A 16,896-nucleotide genomic window follows, 5' to 3' on the forward strand; every position below is an offset into this window, starting at 1 on the left:
CTTCGGATGTGATCTGTCCCCTGGGGCTTGCGCTTGCCTGGTCGCGTCCGTTCTACTCTTTACGTATCCATCCCGAGCGACTGAGAGACCTGGCTCGCCGAAGTCGCAGCAACCACCCGCCGGGCAGGTGCTACCGCCAGGATCGATGGAGGATTCTGTGTATCGCACGCGAATGCTCACCAGGCGCCGAGTCGTCGATGAGTGCCGCCGGAGCGTCTGCGCATGTCGTCGCTGACCGTTTTCACTAGCTGAAATTCGTTCACCCTTCGCCGACCGTCCACAATGGACGGTCCCTTGTGCTGACGACTGTTCGCGCCCGGATCTTGCCGGCGCTCGTCCTGTGGAGCTGTTGTGATCACTCTCGAAAAGCTGACCAAGTCCTTTCCCGGTAACCCGTCTCCGGTGCTCGCTCTGCGGGAAGTGAGCCTCGAGATCGGCGCCGGTTCGCTGTACGGCGTGTTCGGTCCCGCCGAGGCGGGGAAGTCGACACTGGCCCGCTGCATCGCGTTGCAGGAGAAGCCGGACCGCGGGACGGTGCGGCTGGATGGGCTGAACACGGCCGCGCTGGACGGCCGCAGGCTGCGCGAGGTGCGGCGCCAGGTGGCGGTGCTCAACCCGGTGCTGCACGAGGAGCGCACCGCGGCCGGGAACGTGGCCGCTCCGCTCGAACAGCTCGGGGTGGACGGCCCGCAGCGGCGGAGCCGCGTCGGACGGCTGCTCGACGTGGCCGGGCTGACGCAGCGTGCCGCGCAGCGGCCGGGTGAGCTGACCCCCGGGCAGCGGCGCCGGGTCGCGCTGGCGCGTGCCCTGGTCTCCGGGCCCGCCGTGCTGCTCGCCGACGACCCCACCGCCGGAGTGGCGCCCGAGGAGGCGGGCGGCGTGCTCGCCGTGCTCGACCGCGCCCGTGCCGAACTCGGGGTGACGGTGCTGCTGACCACCCAGGACGCGGGTGTGGTGCGCCGGGTCTGCGACGAGGTCGCGGTGCTGGACTCGGGCCGGGTCGTGGAGTCGGGCGCCCTGCTGAACCTGCTCGCCACCCCGGACAGCCGGATCGCCGAGACCCTGCTGCCCGCCGTCGAGACGCCGCGTGCCCAGGCCGCGAGCTACGACCGGGCGGCCGACGTGGTGCTGATCGGTTTCGCCGCCGTCGGTGCGCTGCTGCCGGAGGCCTCCACCCGGTTCGACGTCGACCTCGCCACCATCGGCGGCGGCCTGACCCGGGTCGGCGACACCCCGGTGGCGCGCTTCCGGGTCGGCGTGCGCGGCGGTCAGGCCGACGCGGCTCTGGCGTGGATCGGCGACCGCGGCGCCCACGTCACCCGGCTCGCCGACGGCCCGAAGCGCCTCGTCGCCGCCTGAGGCAGTGCCGTGAGGGGGTCCCTCACGGCCGTCAGGTAGCCGCCGGGGTGGCGGTCCGGGGGCGGGTGACGAGGGCGCCGATGGCGAGGGCCGCGAGGCCGACGATCGCACCGGCCCAGCCGTTCGCGACCGCGTAGCCGTGCACGGTGGCGCCGACCGCACCGAGTCCGGAGGCTGAGGCGGTCGCACTCGCCGCGATGGTGTTGAGCGACGCGGTGCCCAGTGAGGCTCCGGCCTGCTGCGAGGTGGTGATGAACGCCGACGCCACCCCGGCGTCTCGCTCGCCGACACCGACCGTGGCGATGTTCATCACCGTGGGCATCGCCAGCCCGGCCCCGGCGCCGAGGACGAGTTCGACCGGCAGGATCAGGCCCCAGTACGAGGAGGCCGGGCTCAGCTGGGTGAGCGTCAGCAGTCCCGTTGCCATCAGTAGCAGGCCGGTCACCAACAGCGGTCGCGGTCCGGTGCGGGGCAGGATGCGGCGCGTGATCAGCGTGGACACCAGCACGTTGCCCAGCAGGAACGGCAGGAACGCCAGTCCCGCGGTGAACGCGCCGTAGTGCATGATCGCCTGCAGCTGGTAGGTCAGGAACAGGAACATGCCGAACATCCCGAACGCGGCCGCGGCGATGCTCAGGTAGGCGCCGGTTCGGGTGCGGTCGGCGAGGATGCGCAGGGGCAGCAGCGGGTTGGCCACGCGGGCCTGCCGGAGGACGAACGCCGCCAGCAGCACCAGCGCGGTGCCGAGCAGCCCGAGCACAAGGCCGGAACCCCAGCCGCGAGTGGCCACTTCGGACAGTGCGTAGACGAGGGCGACGATGCCGCCGCTGCCGAGGAGCGCACTGATCCAGTCCAATCGCGTCTCGCGGTGTCCCGCCACGGAGGGCAGCACGAACCAGCCCGCGAGCCCGGCCGCCACCGCGACCGGGAGGTTGACGTAGAGGCACCAGCGCCAGTTCAGGTACTCGGCGAGCGCGCCGCCCGTGATGAGCCCGGCGGCGGCACCGGACATCATGATCGCGCTGTAGATCCCGAACGCCTTCGCCCGTTCCTTCGTCTCGGTGAACGTGATGGTGAGCAGGGAAAGCGTTGACGGTGCGAGCAGTGCGGCGAACACTCCCTGCGCGGCACGGGCGGCCATCAGCATGCCGGGTCCGGTCGCCGCGCCGCCGACGGCGGAGGCGATCGCGAAGCCGAGTGCGCCAACGATCAGGGTGTTCTTGCGGCCGAGCCGGTCGGCGAGGCGGCCGCCGAGCAGCAGCAGCCCGCCGAAGGCCAGCGTGTAGGCGCTGATGGTCCACTGGCGTGCCGCGTCGGACATGCCGAGGTCGTGCTGGGCCGAGGGCAGCGCGATATTGACGATCGTGGTGTCGATGATGACCAGCAGTTGGGCCAGTCCGATCACGGCCAGCGCCCACCACCGGCGCCGGTCCGCGGGCGCCTCGGAGCGCGCGGGAACAGTGGTTGTCATGGTCGATCCCCTCAGGAAGTAAGCTTGAAAACAACCATTACTTGACGGCCGACAAGTTAACTGGCTAGCCGTAAGGTAAGCTCTAACTAGTCGGCCGTCAAGTTAGTTTGAGAAGATCCTTAGGAAGGACGGCGATGGCGGGGCGTCGCAGCGACACCAGGGAGCGCATCCAGCAGGTCGCGCTCGAGTTGTTCGTCGAGCGGGGGTACGAGCAGACCTCCCTGCGGGAGATCGCCGAACGGCTCGATGTCACCAAGGCGGCGCTCTACTACCACTTCCGCACCAAGGAGGACATCGTCGCGAGCCTGCTCGACGACCTCGCCGCCTCGCTGGACGAAGTGCTCGCCTGGGCCCGGACCCAGCAGGATCCGGACCCCGCGCGGGCGGAGCTGATACGCAGACTCGCCCGGCTCGTGGAGGGCCAGTTCGGCCCCGTGATGCGGTTCATGCAGGACAACCAGCCCGCGCTGAAGGACTTCCACGACCGCAACCCGCTTGTGGGCCGGATGAAGGAGTTGTTCGGGATCATCACGGCGGGAATGGACGACCCGGCGGCGAAGCTGCGGGCCCGGCTCGCGCTCGCGGCGCTGATGATCGGCAACAGCCCGCAGTTCCAGGAAGAGGACCAGGACGCCGACCACGCGGAGGTCGCGCTGCGGGTCGCGCTGGAACTTGTTTCTCCTCATGAGCGGCCCTCCGGGGCGGCCACGTAGTCTTGAGCCCGTGCTAGCCGTCGTACCCCCACCGGTCACCGTCCGGGTGCCCTCCAAGATAAATCTGCACCTGTCGGTCGGTGATCTCCGCGAGGACGGTTTCCACGACCTGACCACCGTGTTCCACGCCCTGTCGCTGACCGACGAGGTCACCGTCGCCGTCGCCGAGGAGCCCGGCGTCGAGGTCTACGGCGAGGGTGAGGCCTCCGTGCCCACCGGCGCGAACAACCTGGCCTGGCGTGCGGTGCAGGCGCTCGCCGCGCACGTCGGCAAGCCCGACCCGAAGGTGCGGGTGGTGCTGCGCAAGGGCATCCCGGTCGCCGGGGGCATGGCGGGCGGCAGTGCGGACGCGGCGGGCACCCTGGTCGCGCTGACCGCGCTGTGGAAGCTCGACCTCGGTCGCGACGAGCTCGCCGGGATCGCCGCGAAGCTGGGCAGCGACGTCCCGTTCGCGCTCTACGGGGGCACCGCGCTGGGCACCGGCCGCGGTGAGCAGCTCGTGCCGGTGCTGTCCCGCCACACCTTCCACTGGGTCCTCGCCTTCGACCAGCGCGGCCTGTCCACGCCCCGGGTGTACGAGGAGCTGGACCGCCTGCGCGAGATCGGCGATCCGCCGCGCGTCGGCTCGCACGCACCCGTGGTCGAGGCGCTGGCCTCCGGTGATCCGCGGCAGCTCGCCCTCCTGCTCGGCAACGACCTCCAGGCGGCCGCGGTTTCGCTGCGGCCGGGCCTGCGCCGCACCCTGCGCGCCGGGGTGAACGCCGGTGCCCTCGCCGGTACCGTCTCCGGATCCGGGCCGACCTGTGCGTTCCTGTGCGCCGACGCGGAATCGGCGCTCGCGGTCGCCGCCGAACTGGCCGGCGCCGGGGTCTGCCGCACCGTCCGTGTGGCGCACGGCCCGGTTCCCGGTGCGCGGCTCGCCGGGGGCGAAGACCTCAACCGTCCTACTCCTCCGCAGGTGCACGCCTGATGGCCAATCTGATCAACCTGGAAGCGGTCGGCAAGTCCTACGGGGTCCGCCCGTTGCTCGACGGGGTGTCGCTCGGCGTTGCCGAGGGTGACCGGATCGGCGTGGTCGGTCTCAACGGGGGTGGCAAGACCACGCTGCTCGAGGTGCTCGCCGGGATCGCCGAACCCGATTCCGGCCGGGTGAGCCGCGTGCGGGACCTGCGGATGGCCGTGGTCACCCAGCGCACGGAACTGGCCGAGGGCAGCACGGTGCGTGATGCGGTGCTGTCCCACTACTCGGCCGAGCACGAGTGGGCCGCCGACGCCCGCGTACGGTCCATTGTGGACGGGCTGGGCATCACCGCGCTCGGCCTGGACTCGCCGACCGCGAACCTCTCCGGTGGGGAGCGGCGCCGCATCGCGCTGGCCGCCGCACTGGTCGGCGACCTCGACCTGATCGTGCTGGACGAACCGACGAACCACCTCGACGTGGAAGGCGTGCGGTGGCTCGCCGAGCATCTGCTGGCCCGCCGGACCGCGCTGGTCGTGGTCACCCACGACCGCTGGTTCCTCGACACCGTGTGCTCCCGCACCTGGGAGGTCGCGAACGGCCGGGTCGAGCAGTACGACGGCGGGTACGCGGACTGGGTGTTCGCGCGGGCGGAACGGGCCCGGCTCGCCGCCACCGCCGAGGAGAAGCGGCAGAACCTGGCGCGCAAGGAACTTGCCTGGCTGCAGCGGGGCGCGAAGGCCCGGACGTCGAAACCGCGCTACCGGATCGAAGCGGCCGAAGCGCTCATCGCCGACGTGCCGGAACCCCGTGATTCGGTGGAGCTGGTCACCTTCGCCCGCCGCCGTCTCGGAAAAACGGTGCTGGAACTGGAAGACGTCACGCTGCGGGCGGGCGAGAAGCCGGTGCTGGACCACACCACCTGGCGGATCGGCCCCGGCGACCGGATCGGTCTCGTCGGCGTCAACGGCTCGGGCAAGACCACGCTGCTGAAGCTGCTGGCCGGGGAATCGGAGCCGGAGCAGGGTCGGCGCATCGAGGGCAAGACCGTGCGGCTGGCGCACCTGTCGCAGGAACTGGAGGACCTGCCGGGACAGTTGCGGGTGCTCGAAGCCGTCGAAGAGATCTCCGGCCGGGTCGTGCTGGGCAAGCAGGAGATGTCGGCCTCGCAGCTCGCCGAACGCCTTGGCTTCCCCGCGGCCCGGCAGTGGACGCCGGTCGACGACCTCTCGGGCGGGGAGCGGCGTCGTCTGCAGCTCGCCCGGCTCCTGATGGGCGAGCCCAACGTGCTGCTGCTCGACGAGCCCACCAATGATCTCGACATCGACACGCTGCAGCAACTGGAGGACATGCTCGATTCGTGGCCGGGCACCCTCGTGGTGGTCTCGCACGACCGCTACCTCGTCGAGCGCGTCTGCGACGCGGTCTACGCGCTGCTGGGCGACGGCCGCATCACGCACCTGCCCGGCGGGATCGACGAGTACCTCCGGCGCCGCCAGGCGAGTATCGCAGCCGCGGCCGGACCCGCCCCGGCGGTCTCCGGTGGCGAGCAGAAGCGCTCCAGCGCGGCCGAGCACCGGGCCGCGATGAAGGAACTGTCGCGGCTGGAGCGCAGGCTCGACCAGTTGCACGCGCGGGAGGCCGAGTTGCACGAACAGCTCGTGCTGCACGCGACCAATCCGGAGAAGCTCGTCGAGCTCAACTCGGAACTCAAGGCCGTGCGGACCGAAAAGGACGAGGTCGAGGCGCGATGGCTGGAGACCTCGGAACTGCTCGACTGATCAGCCCGGAGTTCGCCGGCCGCCGGGAGGAGTCGGCCCGGCTGACCGGGCTGTTCCGCGCGGTCGCCGAGGGCGGGGTGGCGACCGTCGTGATCGGCGGTGAGGCCGGTGTGGGCAAGTCCCGCCTGGTGGCCGAGTTCACCCGGGGCCTCGGCGCGCGCGTCCTGCTCGGCGGGTGTGTCGAGCTGGGAGCCGAGGGCCTGCCGTTCGCGCCGTTCGTCACCGCCCTGCGGGACTGCGCCGGCGAGGTCCCGGACGAGTCGCGCCGGAGCCTCGCGCCGGTGTTGCCGGTGCTCGGGCCGCCGGAAACCGGCGAAGACGCCCGCTGGGGCCTCTTCGAGGGCGTGCTCGCGCTGTTGGGCGGGATGGCCACCGCCCGGCCCGTGGTGCTGGTGGTCGAGGACGCGCACTGGGCCGACGCCTCCAGTCTCGACCTGATCGAGTTCCTGGTGCGCAACCAGTCCGCGGTACCGGGCTCGATGATCGTGGTGACCCACCGCACTGAGGAGACCCGCCGGGGGCAGCCGCTGCGGCGCCTGCTCACTGGTCTGGACCGGGTGCCGTGGACCACTCGCCTCCCGCTGGGGCGCCTCGGTCGCCGGGCCGTGGTCTCGCAGCTGCGCGGGATTCTCGGGCGTGAGCCGGATCCGCTGCTGGCGCAGGAGATCCACCGTCGCAGCGAGGGGAACCCGCTTTTCGTGGAGGCGCTGGCGGAGACCGGCACCGACGGGGTGCCGTCCTCGCTCGAGGACCTCCTGCTGTCCACAGTGGATCGTCTGGCGCCGGATCCGGCGCAGCTGGTGCGGGTCGCGGCGGTCGCGTCGGGCCCGGTGCGGGACGCGACGCTGGGTCTGGTGACCGGTTTCGGCGCGGACCGCCTGTCCGCCGCGCTCCGCGTGGCGGTGGACGCGAGCGTGCTGACCGTCGCCGGTGACGCCTACGTCTTCCGGCACGCCCTGATCGGCGAGGCGGTGTACCACGGGCTGCTTCCGGGGGAGCGGGTGGACCTGCATGCCCGGTACGCAAAGGCGCTGGAGGACAACGAATCCGCGCTGGCCGGACTGGCGCACCACCGGTACGAGGCCCGCGACTTCCCGGGTGCGCTCACGGCAGCCTTCGAAGCGGCGTGGGCGGCGCGCGATGCGCTGGCCTACACCGAGCAGTTCCAGTTGTTGGAACGGGTGCTCCGACTGTGGGAGGTGGTTCCGGACAGCGCCCCGCTGCTGGGCATCGATCACCTGACGCTGCTCGAACACGCCGTCGAGGTGGCGCTACGGGCAGGCGAGTACGCGCGCGGCGAACGACTCGCCACCGCCGCATTGTCCGAAGTGGACCACGCGGAGGGGGTGCGGGTCGCCATCCTGCTGGAGCAGCGGGCGCGGCTGCGCGCCCAGCTCGGCCTGCCGGAGGCGCTCGAAGACCACCGGGCCGCGGTGCGCACCGCCCCGGACGGTCATCCGGCGCGGCCCTACCTGCTGAACTCACTGGCTGCGCGCCTGATGGACATCCCCGATCCCGAGGCCCGCGAGGTCGTGCGGGAGGCGCTCGCCGCCGCGCGCCGGTCGTACGACGAGGTGGCCGAGGTGCAGGCGCTGATCACCCTGGCCGTGCTGGATGCGCGGCTCGGCGACCTCGACGCCCAGCTTCCGCGCCTGGCCCGGGCCCGGGCGCTGGCCGAAGGGATGAACACTCCCCGCCTCCGGCTCCGGGCACTGCACGCGGAATCCTCCCTGTTGCAGGCCTTCGGCCGCCTCGACGCCGCGATCTCCACGGCCAGGGCCGGGCTCGCCGTCGCCCGCGAAACCGGGCTCGCGCGGGGGTGCGGGCACGAGCACGCGATCGATCTGGTGGGCGCGCTGATCTCCAGCGGTGACTGGGATGAGGCACTGGAATCGGCCGAGCACGCACTGGAACTCGCCCCGCCGCCGGCCCATCTGGCACACCTGTTGTGTCTCAAGGGTTTCCTCGCCCTGCAGCGCGGGGACCTCGACGCGGCCTCGGCGTTGGTGGACCGGGCACGCGAACTGGGGGGCGAAGGCGGCGCATTCACCCAGGGCCTGCTGTTCCTCGCCCGGCTGGAGGCGGATCTCGCGCTCGCCCGGGATCGGCCGGAAGAGGCTCGCGAGGTGGTGCGGCAGGCGTTGACTGCGCCGTTCATCCTCACCTCGCACCGCTTCACCTGGCCGTTGCTGGTGCTCGGCGCCCGCGCCGGGTTCACCGGGCCGATGCCGGAACCGCGCGTCGCCGGACCGGTCCAGCGTGCCTGGTCGCTCACCTTCGAGGCCGAGCGAAGCCGTTCGCGGGCGGCCTGGGCGGAAGCGGTGGATGCGTGGGAAGAGCTCGGACAGCCGCTGCGCATCGCGCAGGCGCAGTACGGGCTGGCGGAAGCCGCGCTGGGCGCCGGGGACCGGGAAGCGGCGGAGACGGCGCTCCGCCGGGCGGCCGGGCTCACCGAACGGCTCGGCGCGCGGCTGCTGGGCGACCGGCTCGCCGATCTCGCCCGGCGGGCCCGCATCCCCGTCACCACCAAGCAGGTCCCACGGTTCGGGCTCACCCCGCGCGAGTCCGAGATCCTCCGCCTGGTCGCCGACGGCCTCGGCAACCGGGAGATCGCGGAGCGGCTGTTCATCTCGGCGAAGACCGCGAGCGTGCACGTGTCGAACATCCTCGGCAAGCTCGGTGTGCGCAACCGGGTGGCCGCGGCGGCCACCGCCCGTCGCCTCGGCATCGTGCCCTGACGGGGCTTTACTGGAAACGCCCCGATTTGTCGGGGGCCGGTGCCAGAATCCCGGGACATGGCAACGCTTCGAGAACTGGCGGACCGGATGGTGGCGCTGGGCATGGTGGCGGAGGAGCAGGCCGCCGCGGTGCTGGCCGACATCGGCCGGTGGCGGGAAGAACATCTGGATGAGCAGTTGGACGAACGCGACCTCTTCGGTTGGCTTCCGGAGTTCGGTATCGCGGTTTCGGTGCACGGCGAAGACGTCGACTTCGTCGAGGACTACTACCGCTCCCTGCTCGAGGAGACGGTGACCGCGTGCACCGGCGGGGCGATGGTCATCACCGGCGTCCGGTTGCTGAGGGACGAGGACTTTGGCGAATTCCTGTACTTCCTCCGCGACGGCGAGCCGGTCTGGTGGCACGTCGAGCACGAGTCCGACGACTACGTGGACCAGATGGCGGTGTTCGAGCAGTTCGGCGATCTGGATCCGGGCGGTGACGATCCGCGCGGGTTCTACCAACTGCTTCGGAAGAAGCACGAATCCTGTCAGGACGACGTGTATGTCCTGGCCACACCGGAGCAGGCGAGGGCGCTGCGTGACGAGTTCGGTCTCGACTTCTGCGGACTGGACGCGGACCGCAGCGACTCGATTGTCCGGGCCGACAGGTTCCTCGGCTCCTGGCTGTCCGAAATGGACGATGCTCTGGCCGCGTGGCGCGCCCGGTTCCTGCCCGGGGATTTCCCGTTCGATTTCTCTTTCGAATCACTGACGGCGCTGGGACGGCTCCTGCTCGCCCGGTTCGACGGCTGGTCCGCGGTTAAGCGGGCCGCCGAGGAACCGTTCGTCTCGGGGGCGGTCCGCTACCTGGGGGAGACACTGATCCGGGCCGTGCCCTGCCGGTGGAGTTGCTGGTACGTGGAGGATGAGCCGGTTCTGGAGATCGTGTCCGACACGCCGGCCGCCTTCCGCGCGAGTGTGGTTCCGCTGGCCGCCCTCGCCCGTGCCGCCGGGGACCGTGACCCCGGCGCTCTTGACACGCCGGTCGAGGAGTTGCGTGACGCGGTCGACCAGTACGTGAGGATGCAGCGTCTCCTCAGCGCCGAAGTTCCTTAGCGACGGTTACCGGATCTCGTTGCCGGGGTGTTCGTCGTCGTAGGCCCGGCGGGCCCGCGCGATGATCTCCCGGTGGGCGAGTGACCAGTCGGCGAGCGACTTGACCAGGTGCGTGAGGCTCGTTCCCATCGGGGTCAACCGGTAGTCGACCTGGGCCGGAACGGTCGGATAGACGGTACGGACCACGAGTCCGTCGCGTTCCAGGCGGCGCACGGTGAGGGTGAGCATGCGCTGCGAGATGCCGTCGATCGCCCGTTGCAGCTGCCGGAACCGGCGCGGCCCGGCCGCGAGTTCGACGATGACGAGCACCGACCACTTGTCTCCGACCCGGTCGAGGACGTCACGGATGCCGCAGTCGGGATGGTCCGCCCGCCCGCACGGGTCCAGGTCGGCGGGTGCGGCGGTTACCCCGGTGTGCGTGGGTGACATCGAACTGCCTCCTTTTGGCGGCACGACGGATCGGTCAGGATCCGATCGTAGTTACCGAAGAGAACCACGAAGGAGACGACGAACATCATGATCCTGGTGACTGGGGCCAACGGGCACCTTGCCTCCCGCACACTGGCCGAGCTCCGGGCGAGAGGAGCAACGGCGGCCGGTGGCAGCCGCACCCCTGGAGAAGGCGTGCGCCACCTCGACTTCGAGGCTCCGGCCAGTCTCGATCTCCGCGGAGTTTCCACCCTCGTGCTGGTCTCGGCCGGTTACGGCGAGGACGATGAGGTGATCGCGCGCCATGCTGCGGTCATCGGCGCGGCCTCGCGGGACGGGGTCGGGCATGTTGTCTACACCAGCCTGACCGGAGCCGGTGACCATCTCGGGTTCGCGCTCGCGCACCGGGCGACCGAACGGCTCCTCACCGAGAGCGGGTTGGGCTGGACGATCCTCCGCAACGGCCTGTACGCCGAACTGTTCGGCGGCCTGCTGATGTGGGCGGGCGGTGGCCTGGAGTCGGCGTTCGGCACCGGCGCGTTGTCGGCGGTGGCTCGCGGGGATCTGGCCACCGCGGCGGCGGTCGTCGCCGCCGAGCCCGGACCGCATCAGGGGAAGATCTACGACCTGACCGGCGAACCCATCACCGCCGTGGACGTGGCCGAACGGCTCGGCGTCGCCCATCGCACGATCGGCCTGGGTGACTACCGGTCCCGCCTGCTCGCCTCGGCGGGCCTGCTGCCCTTCCAGCCGCCCATGCTGGTGTCGATCGCGACCGGTGTCCGCCACGGTTTCCTGGCCAATCCCGGCCCGGATCTGCGCACCCTGCTCGGGCGGCCGCCGATCGATGCGCTGACCGTCGCCGCGGACATCGCCGCCGCGCTGCGTCCCGTGTCCGAGCCCGCGCCCGCCCGGCCTTAGGCCGGTCCCGGTGCCGAAATAGGGCTTGTGCCCGAGGTGGGTGGGCGGGTCTTAGGGTGAGGCTCGGGGTATGGAGATCTTGGGCATCGCAGGGAGCCTGCGAAGGGAATCGTTCAACCGGAAACTGCTCGAAGCCGCGCGGTACGAACTGCCGGACGGCCTCGCCTGGCGCACCTGGGACCAGTTGGCCGAGGTCCCGCCTTTCGACGAGGAGGCCGAGCAGGGGCCTGTGCCGCCTTCGGTCGCGGGCCTGCGAGCCGCGATCGCCGCCGCGGACCGGGTGCTGATCGCGACCCCGGAGTACAACGGCTCCGTCCCCGGGCAGCTGAAGAACGCCATCGACTGGGCCTCCCGCCCCTACGGCGAGAGCGTGCTCAAGGGAAAACGGATCGCGGTCATCGGCACGAGCCCCAACTCGTACGGTGCCGTGCGGGCCCAGGCGGATCTGCGCCGGGTGCTGTCGGTGGCCGGGGCGGACGTGGTGGACGCCGAACTGCCCGTACCGGACGCGCCCCGTCAGTTCGACGAGCACGGGCGCCTGCTCGACTACGAACTGCGGGCGGGCCTGCGCAAACTGCTCGACCTGCTGGCGGGCACCAGATGACGGCCACGGTAGCGGTGGAGAGGACCCGCTGGGGCGCGGTGGTCGCGGCTCGGTCCCGCGCTCGGCTCGCTCGCGTGGACCTGGACCGGCGGTGGTGCTGCGGGATTCCGGCTGGGCGCGCTGGCCGTGGTCCTGCTCACCGCCACCGGGACCGTCGCGACCGGGCTGGCCTGGCGCCGCGAGTACCGCTTAGCGGCCGGGTGACCAGCGGGAACTTCGCCGCGCGACCCACTCAGCGGCTAGCCCGGCAGCGTTCGTGCTCAGGGCTGAGCCGCAGGGTCGTGGCCGCGGCTGCGGTCGCCGAGGAGTTGCACTTCGGCCGGGCCGCCCAGCGCCTGGGCATCGCCCCGCCGCCGCTGTCGCGGACGATCACCCGACTCGAGCAACGGCTCGGGGTCGCGTTGTTGGAACGCACCAGCCGCAAGGTCTCGCTCACCGAGGCTGGGTCGGTTCTGCCGGCTGAAGGCCGGGGGATCCTTGGTGCGCTGAGCGCAGCCGAGCGGCGCACCCGGCGTGCCGCGACAAGTCGGCCCTCGCTCGTCCTGGCCACCAAGGCTGGCGCATCCGGCGAACTGCTGGCGAAGTTGCTCGACGCGTACGCCGCCGAGCCGGGTGCCGTCGCCGTCGACCTGCTGCTCTGCGAATCGCAGCCACAGCAAACGCTGCATGATGGCCAGGCCGACGTGGCACTGTTGCATCAACCCTTCGACTCGACGGCCGAACTCGACACCGAAATTCTGAACACCGAGGGACAGGTCGCCATTCTTCCCACCTCGCATCCGCTCGCCGGCAGATCCCACGTCCGGATGGCGGATGTCAGTTCACTGCCGGACCTCCCGCTTGCCCGCTGGCCCGGCCCCGACGGCGCCTATCCGGAGGGCCCCGGCGCGGAAGTACGCAACCAGACGCAGCTTTTCCAGCTGATCGCGCTCGGCCGCACCACCGTGGTCATGCCCGAATCCTGCCGCGCCAACCCGCTCGAAGGTCTGGCCGCCGTGCCGGTTCTGGACGCGCCGACCGTGACGACAGTCATCGCCTGGCCGCCACACAGCCGCTCCCGGGCACTCGCCGATCTGGTCCGCGTGGCCACACGCCTCTGAGGGGTACGAACCGAACCGACAGGAGCGGGCCGCCCGCTTCGGCACAGCCTGGAACCCGGCTGTCTCGCGGACCTCAACCCTGCTCGACCAGCCAAGTTGCCGAAACGCTCAGGATTCGTGTGCATGATCAACTACGGGCTCTAAGGTATGCCGCATGAGTCGGTTCGTGGACACACTTGTCGCCACCGCCAACGGAGGCGGGCAGTTGCGGGGAATGGTCACCGGGGAGCCCAAGGAACCGGTCCGGCGGACTTGGGCGGAAGTCCACGAGCAGGCCAGGCGCCTCGCCGGAGGACTGGTCGAGGGCGGTCTCCGGCCCGGCAGCGCGGTGGCGGTACTGGCCGCCGCGCCCGCGCTCATCGCGCCGACGGTGCAGGGCGTGTGGCTGGCGGGCGGCAGCGTCACCATGCTGCACCAGCCGACCCCCCGCACCGATCTGGCGCTCTGGGCCGAGGACACGGTCAAGGTGCTCCGCATGATCGGCTCCAGCCTGGTCGTGCTCGGCGAGCCGTTCGACGCGCTGGCCCCGGTGCTGACCGAGCACGGGATCGGCTACCGCCTGATCAGTGACCTGCTCGACGCCGAGCCGATCGCCGAGCCGGTGCCGTCGGGGGAGGACGATCTGGCGCTGCTGCAGTTGACGAGCGGGTCGACGGCGGAGCCGAAGGCCGTGCGCATCACCCACGGCAACCTGTACACCAACGTCAAGGCCATGGTCGAGCGCGCCGAGTTCGAGTTCGACAAGGACGTCATGGTGTCGTGGCTGCCCACCTTCCACGACATGGGCATGGTCGGCTTCCTGACCGTGCCGATGACCTTCGGGGTCGAACTGGTCAAGATCACCCCGGTGGAGTTCCTGTCCGGGCCGCTGATCTGGCCGGGGCTGATCAGCAAGTACCGGGCGACCACCACCGCCGCGCCCAACTTCGCCTACGCCATCGTCGGACGGCGTCTGGCGAAGGTCGAGGACGACGACGCCTACGACCTGTCCACCCTGCGCATCGCCCTCAACGGCGCCGAGCCCATCGACGAGACCGCGGTGAAGACGTTCACCGACGCCGGGGCCCGGTTCAAGATGCCCGCGGAATGCGTCTTCCCCGCCTACGGCATGGCGGAGGCGACGCTCGCGGTGTCCTTCGCCCCGCTGTTCACCGGCCTGACCCTGGACGTGGTCGAGGCGCACGCACTCGAGGCCGACAACCGGGCGGTCCCGGTGCCGGAGGGCGACCCGCGACGGGGCACCGACGAGGTGCGCTCGTTCGCGGTGCTCGGCAGGCCGCTCGAAGGCCTCGAAGCCGAGATCGTGGACGAGCACGGGAAACGGCTCGAGGAACGCGAGGTCGGCGAGATCCGCCTGCGCGGCCCGGCGGTCACGCCCGGGTACCTCACCGTCGACGGGCCGAAGCCGACGCAGGACGCCGAGGGCTGGCTGGCCACCGGCGACCTCGGCTACCTGATCGACGGGCAGATCGTGATCTGCGGGCGCCGCAAGGACGTCATCATCATGGGCGGCCGCAACATCTACCCGACCGACATCGAGCGGGCCGCGACCTCCGTGGAAGGCGTGCGGGCGGGCAACGCGGTGGCCGTGCGGATCGACGCCGGGACCCGGCGCGAGCGGTTCGCCGTGGTGCTCGAATCGAAGCTCGCCGGGGACACCGAGGCAGAGCGGGCGCTGGCCAAGGAGGTGGCCGCCCGCGTGCGCGACGCCGTCGACCTGCGCCCGTACGCGGTGGTCGTGCTGCCCACCGGCAGCCTGCCCAAGACCCCCTCCGGCAAGGTCAAGCGCGCCGCCACCGCCGCCCAGTTCAGCGACCAGATCAACTCCGCCGCGCACTGACCCCCGCGGCGGCCGGCCCGCCGCCGCCTCAGGAACGGGCCGACTTTGCCGGGACTACGGCAAATAGGGCCGTGAGGGGGTCCCTCACGGCCCTACTTCCCGCTGGTCGGGGTCAGCGGGTTTTCGCCGGGAACTGGGCCGGGGTCGGCACGGCGTGGCTGGTCGGGGCGTCGCCTTCTCCCCGTGCCGACGGCAACCGGTGTGCGTGGCCGGTGCGGTGGGCCAGTTCCTCCTCGACAGCGTCGAGGAACTCGTCGACTTCGCGCTCGTCGTATCCGCGCTTGCCGAGCATCGGCTTGCCGAACAGCACGTGATGCACCTCGGCGGCGGTGAGGTCGCCCTCCCCGGCGAGGGTCTTCGCGATGCGCTCGACGAACCTGTCGACCTCGTGCTTGGCGTAGCCCCGTCGGCCGACGGGGGCGTTGCCGAATTCCACGGCGCGGACGTCTTCGACGGTGAGGGCCATGACCGTTCTCCAGATTCAGCTCGGACGAGGCGTGTGCCGTATTCCGTCCTAGCCGGGCAGGAGAGCCCGCGGAAGCCTGAAAACGAGTATCAAACTCGATCGGGCAGAATTTCCCATACCACTGAGTGAAACGGTGCTACGGGGCGTGGAAACGATTCTGTGCCGCCGTCAGCCCCTCGCCGACCAGCGCCTCGATCGCGTCGGCGCACCGGTCCACCTCGAACGGGAGCTCCTTGCGCTCGACCGTCGAGAAGTCCTTCAACACGAAATCGGCCGGATCCATCCGGCCCGGCGGCCTGCCAATGCCGAACCGAACCCGGTAGTAGTCCTTGGTCCCCAGCGACTTGCTGATCGACCGTAGCCCGTTGTGGCCGTTGTCGCCGCCACCGAGCTTGAGCTTGAGGGCGCCGAAGGGCAGGTCCAGTTCGTCGTGGACGACCACGATCCCGTCCGGTGCGGCCTTGTAGAACTTCGCCGTACCGGCCACCGGGCCCCCGGAGAGGTTCATGAACGAACGCGGCTTCACCAGCACCACGCGGTGGTCGGCGAGGCGCCCTTCGAGCACCTCCGCGCCCGCCTTGTGGGCCTTGAACCGGCCGCCAACGCGGGCGGCGAGCTCATCGAGCACCATGAACCCCACGTTGTGCCGGTTGCCCGCGTAGCGGGGGCCCGGATTACCGAGGCCGACGAGCAGGATCTGCTCGCCGGCCCCGGGCAGATCGGCGGTCACTCCGCGGCGGCCTCGGCCCCAGCCTCGGCGGCTTCGCCCTCTTCGGCGACCTGGGTCGCCTCGGTGACGGCCGCGACCAGGGTCTCGGGGTCGGTCAGCAGGGTCGCGCCCGAAGGCAGCGAGACCTGCGAGGCGAGGATCTGGGTGCCGGCCTCGGCGCCCTCGACGGAGACCTCGAACTGCTCGGGGATGTGCAGCGCCTCGACCTCGACCGAGATGGTGTCGAGCTCCTGGCGCACCAGGGTGCCCGGGACCGGGTCGCCGGTCAGCACGATCGGGACGTCCACCGCGATCTTCTCGCCACGCTTGACCACGAGCAGGTCGACGTGCTCGATGTAGTTCTTCAGCGGGTGCACGGTGATGGTCTTGGTCAGCGCCAGTTCGGTGGCGTTCTCCACGTTCAGCGTGAGCACGGCGTTGCTGCCGTTCTCGCGGATCACGCGGGCGAACTCCAGGGCCGGCAGCGCGAGGTGCCGGGGGTCGGTGCCGTGGCCGTACAGGACGGCCGGGATCTTTCCGGCGCGACGGGTGCGGCGCGCGGCGCCCTTGCCGAACTCGGTGCGCGGCTCGACGGACAGACGTACCTCGGACACGGTCTTGCACTCCTTCAAGTGTTGAACACGTAGCGGCGGGAACCAGGCGGGTGGTGCCTGCGGCGGCGAGCCTGCGGCATGAAGACAGCGCGGGG

At 71.0% G+C, this 16,896-nt stretch carries 15 protein-coding genes and 1 riboswitch; of the genes, 10 read left to right on the forward strand and 5 right to left on the reverse strand.

Annotation, left to right across the window (positions count from 1 at the left end):
• The first annotated feature begins 64 nt into the window (after nt 1-64).
• A riboswitch (SAM riboswitch) is annotated at nt 65-152 on the forward strand.
• A 199-nt stretch (nt 153-351) separates the two neighbouring features.
• Nucleotides 352-1,359 carry a methionine ABC transporter ATP-binding protein gene (locus ORV05_RS01770; RefSeq protein ID WP_268756704.1) on the forward strand — a complete coding sequence of 336 codons (1,008 nt, stop codon included), beginning with the start codon at nt 352-354 and terminating at the stop codon, nt 1,357-1,359.
• A 31-nt stretch (nt 1,360-1,390) separates the two neighbouring features.
• Here ORV05_RS01770 and ORV05_RS01775 read toward each other — a convergent pair whose 3' ends face one another.
• The gene (locus tag ORV05_RS01775) at nt 1,391-2,830 is read right to left on the reverse strand and encodes an MFS transporter (protein WP_268756705.1); all 1,440 of its coding nucleotides are present in this window, start codon (nt 2,828-2,830) and stop codon (nt 1,391-1,393) included.
• Between the two features lie 134 nt (nt 2,831-2,964).
• Here ORV05_RS01775 and ORV05_RS01780 point away from each other — a divergent pair, with 134 nt between their 5' ends.
• Genes ORV05_RS01780 through ORV05_RS01800 form a run of 5 tightly spaced genes read left to right on the forward strand, consistent with a single transcriptional unit; the run spans nt 2,965 to nt 10,118 of the window.
• Complete coding sequence (locus ORV05_RS01780; protein WP_268756706.1) at nt 2,965-3,543, forward strand: TetR/AcrR family transcriptional regulator; 579 nt, start codon at nt 2,965-2,967, stop codon at nt 3,541-3,543.
• 10 nt (nt 3,544-3,553) lie between these two features.
• Nucleotides 3,554-4,513, forward strand: coding sequence for a 4-(cytidine 5'-diphospho)-2-C-methyl-D-erythritol kinase (locus ORV05_RS01785; protein WP_268756707.1), 960 nt, complete (start codon nt 3,554-3,556; stop codon nt 4,511-4,513).
• Nucleotides 4,513-6,282 carry an ABC-F family ATP-binding cassette domain-containing protein gene (locus ORV05_RS01790; protein ID WP_268756708.1) on the forward strand — a complete coding sequence of 590 codons (1,770 nt, stop codon included), beginning with the start codon at nt 4,513-4,515 and terminating at the stop codon, nt 6,280-6,282. The genes ORV05_RS01785 and ORV05_RS01790 overlap by 1 nt, the downstream gene beginning before the upstream one ends.
• On the forward strand, nt 6,252-9,020 hold the full coding sequence (locus tag ORV05_RS01795; RefSeq protein WP_268756709.1) for an ATP-binding protein: 2,769 nt from the start codon (nt 6,252-6,254) through the stop codon (nt 9,018-9,020). The genes ORV05_RS01790 and ORV05_RS01795 overlap by 31 nt, the downstream gene beginning before the upstream one ends.
• Before the next feature lie 57 nt (nt 9,021-9,077).
• Nucleotides 9,078-10,118: a hypothetical protein gene (locus tag ORV05_RS01800; protein ID WP_268756710.1), complete on the forward strand. Its 1,041-nt coding sequence runs from the start codon at nt 9,078-9,080 to the stop codon at nt 10,116-10,118.
• A gap of 6 nt (nt 10,119-10,124) precedes the next feature.
• On the opposite strand, the gene ORV05_RS01805 is transcribed toward ORV05_RS01800, so the two are convergent.
• Complete coding sequence (locus tag ORV05_RS01805) at nt 10,125-10,547, reverse strand: winged helix-turn-helix transcriptional regulator (RefSeq protein ID WP_268756711.1); 423 nt, start codon at nt 10,545-10,547, stop codon at nt 10,125-10,127.
• An 87-nt stretch (nt 10,548-10,634) separates the two neighbouring features.
• Between ORV05_RS01805 and ORV05_RS01810 the strand changes: the two genes are divergently transcribed.
• The 4 genes from ORV05_RS01810 (at nt 10,635) to ORV05_RS01825 (ending at nt 15,012) form a co-directional block, all read left to right on the forward strand.
• Nucleotides 10,635-11,468, forward strand: coding sequence for a Rossmann-fold NAD(P)-binding domain-containing protein (locus tag ORV05_RS01810; RefSeq protein WP_268756712.1), 834 nt, complete (start codon nt 10,635-10,637; stop codon nt 11,466-11,468).
• 70 nt (nt 11,469-11,538) lie between these two features.
• Entirely contained in the window at nt 11,539-12,072 is a 534-nt protein-coding gene (locus tag ORV05_RS01815) for an NADPH-dependent FMN reductase (protein ID WP_268756713.1), read from the forward strand.
• 281 nt (nt 12,073-12,353) lie between these two features.
• Nucleotides 12,354-13,172 (forward strand): LysR family transcriptional regulator, encoded by an 819-nt coding sequence (locus ORV05_RS01820; RefSeq protein ID WP_268756714.1) that lies wholly within the window; start codon nt 12,354-12,356, stop codon nt 13,170-13,172.
• A 154-nt stretch (nt 13,173-13,326) separates the two neighbouring features.
• Complete coding sequence (locus ORV05_RS01825; protein ID WP_268756715.1) at nt 13,327-15,012, forward strand: fatty acyl-AMP ligase; 1,686 nt, start codon at nt 13,327-13,329, stop codon at nt 15,010-15,012.
• A gap of 112 nt (nt 15,013-15,124) precedes the next feature.
• Here the strand turns inward: ORV05_RS01825 and ORV05_RS01830 are convergent, their stop codons facing one another.
• From ORV05_RS01830 to ORV05_RS01840, 3 genes are all read right to left on the reverse strand, one after another.
• On the reverse strand, nt 15,125-15,478 hold the full coding sequence (locus tag ORV05_RS01830) for a DivIVA domain-containing protein (protein WP_268756716.1): 354 nt from the start codon (nt 15,476-15,478) through the stop codon (nt 15,125-15,127).
• Between the two features lie 136 nt (nt 15,479-15,614).
• Nucleotides 15,615-16,208, reverse strand: a complete 594-nt coding sequence (gene pth / locus ORV05_RS01835) for an aminoacyl-tRNA hydrolase (RefSeq protein WP_268756717.1) — start codon at nt 16,206-16,208, stop codon at nt 15,615-15,617.
• Nucleotides 16,205-16,801 carry a 50S ribosomal protein L25/general stress protein Ctc gene (locus ORV05_RS01840; RefSeq protein ID WP_268756718.1) on the reverse strand — a complete coding sequence of 199 codons (597 nt, stop codon included), beginning with the start codon at nt 16,799-16,801 and terminating at the stop codon, nt 16,205-16,207. Before ORV05_RS01840 ends, pth begins: the two co-directional genes overlap by 4 nt.
• Nucleotides 16,802-16,896 lie beyond the last annotated feature (95 nt).

It is taken from the genome of Amycolatopsis cynarae, from assembly GCF_026802195.1.
Taxonomy (GTDB): Bacteria; Actinomycetota; Actinomycetes; order Mycobacteriales; family Pseudonocardiaceae; genus Amycolatopsis_E; species Amycolatopsis_E rhizosphaerae.